General features: G+C 62.9%; 2 protein-coding genes. Both read left to right on the forward strand.

Annotation, left to right across the window (positions count from 1 at the left end; genetic code table 11):
• Nucleotides 1-1,201 (forward strand): glycerol-3-phosphate dehydrogenase (glpD, locus tag EOA36_RS34440; RefSeq protein WP_127281132.1); only part of this gene is annotated, 1,201 nt, incomplete at its 5' end.
• Nucleotides 1,202-1,242: 41 nt separating this feature from the next.
• Nucleotides 1,243-1,956: ABC transporter ATP-binding protein (locus EOA36_RS34445; RefSeq protein WP_145969478.1), on the forward strand; the 714-nt coding region annotated here is incomplete at its 3' end.

The following is a 1,956-nucleotide window of genomic DNA, read 5'->3' on the forward strand; positions in this document are numbered from 1 at the left end:
CCTTTACGATCACATTGGCGGGCGCAAATTGCTGCCGGCGACCAGGACGCTCGACATGGCAAGCGACCCGGCGGGCAAGCCTTTGAAGCCGCTGTTCAAAAAGGCCTTCGAATATTCCGATGGCTGGGTCAACGATGCGCGGCTGGTGGCGCTGAATGCACGTGACGCTGCTGACCGGGGCGCAACCATCCGGACCCGCACGAAAGTGGTTGGAGCCCGCCGCGAAGGCGGGATATGGACGATAAAGATCGAGAACCTGCAAACCGGCGAGACCGAAGAGGTCAAGGCACGGTTGCTGGTCAATGCGGCGGGGCCCTGGGTAGACCACGTGCTGTCCGGCGTCGTCGGGCAGAATGACGTTCACAACGTGCGCCTCGTGCAGGGCAGCCACATCGTTATCGCCAAGAAGTTCGACGATCCGCGCGCCTATTTCTTCCAGAACAGGGATGGCCGCATCATCTTCGCTATTCCCTACGAGGACGAGTTCACGCTGATCGGCACCACCGACCGGGATTATCCCGGCGATCCGCACGATGTGAAGATCAGCGACACCGAAATCGACTATCTCTGTGCCGCGGCGAGCGAGTATTTCGCCGTTCCCGTCAAGCGTTCGGACATTGTCTGGACCTATTCGGCCGTGCGTCCGCTCTATGATGACGGCGCCTCCAAGGCGCAGGAAGCGACTCGCGACTACGTGCTGAAGGCCGATGGCGGCGAGGGCGCCGCACCGCTGGTCAACGCGTTTGGCGGCAAGATCACCACCTACCGCCGGCTGGCGGAATCAATGCTGGAGAAGATCGAAGGTTTTCTCGGCAAGCGCGGCAAGCCGTGGACATCGGATGCGCCGCTGCCTGGCGGCGATTTTCCGGCCACCGGTTTCGATGCGCAGGTGGCGAAGCTGAAAAGCGCCTACCCTTTCCTCGACCAGCGTTTGGCGCGCCGGTTGACCAGGCTTTACGGGACGCGTGCGCAGGTTCTGCTCGGCTTGGCCAAGTCGATTGCCGATCTCGGCCGCAATTTCGGTGGCGATCTGCACGAGGCCGAGGTGCGCTATCTCGTTGAAAACGAATGGGCCGTCACGGCGGAAGATGTGCTGTGGCGACGGACCAAGCGCGGCCTGCATCTTAGCCGCGAGCAGGTCTCGGCACTCGATGAATTCATGCGTGGCATAAGCCGGCAGCATGTCGCGGCCGCCGAATGAAGAGGTTTTGAGCTGATGCGGAAAGCCTGGGAGGAGGCGTCATGCTGGAACTGAGGAACGTCACCAAGACGGTCGGTGCGGTCGAGCACATCCGCGACGTGTCGCTGACGCTTCAGCACGGCTCGCTCAACGTTTTGCTCGGGCCCACGCTTTCCGGCAAGACCAGCCTGATGCGGCTGATGGCCGGCCTCGATGTGCCGACATCCGGCTCGGTCTGGTTCGACGGCCAGAATGTCACCGGCACGCCGGTGCAGAAGCGTAAGATCGCCATGGTCTACCAGCAGTTCATCAACTATCCGGCGATGACGGTCTATGACAACATCGCCTCGCCGCTAAGGGTGGCTGGTGTCGAGCAAGGCAAGATCGACAGCCAGGTGCGCGAGGCGGCAGCTCTCCTCAAGCTGACACCCTATCTCGACCGCACCCCGCTCAGCCTGTCGGGCGGCCAGCAGCAGCGCACCGCGCTGGCGCGCGCCATCGTCAAGAATGCCAGCCTGGTGCTGCTCGACGAGCCGCTTGCCAACCTCGACTACAAGCTGCGCGAGGAATTGCGGGCCGAACTGCCGAGGATCTTTGCCGCTGCCGGCACAATCTTCGTCTACGCCACCACCGAGCCGCATGAGGCCCTGCTGCTCGGCGGCAACACGGCAACGCTGTCGGAAGGCCGCATCACCCAGTTCGGGCCGACCATCGACGTATTCCGCAAGCCGGTTGATCTGGTGACGGCCAGGACCTTCGCCGATCCGCCGCTCAAC

This window comes from Mesorhizobium sp. M8A.F.Ca.ET.021.01.1.1, from assembly GCF_003998025.1.
In the GTDB taxonomy this organism is placed as follows: domain Bacteria; phylum Pseudomonadota; class Alphaproteobacteria; order Rhizobiales; family Rhizobiaceae; genus Mesorhizobium.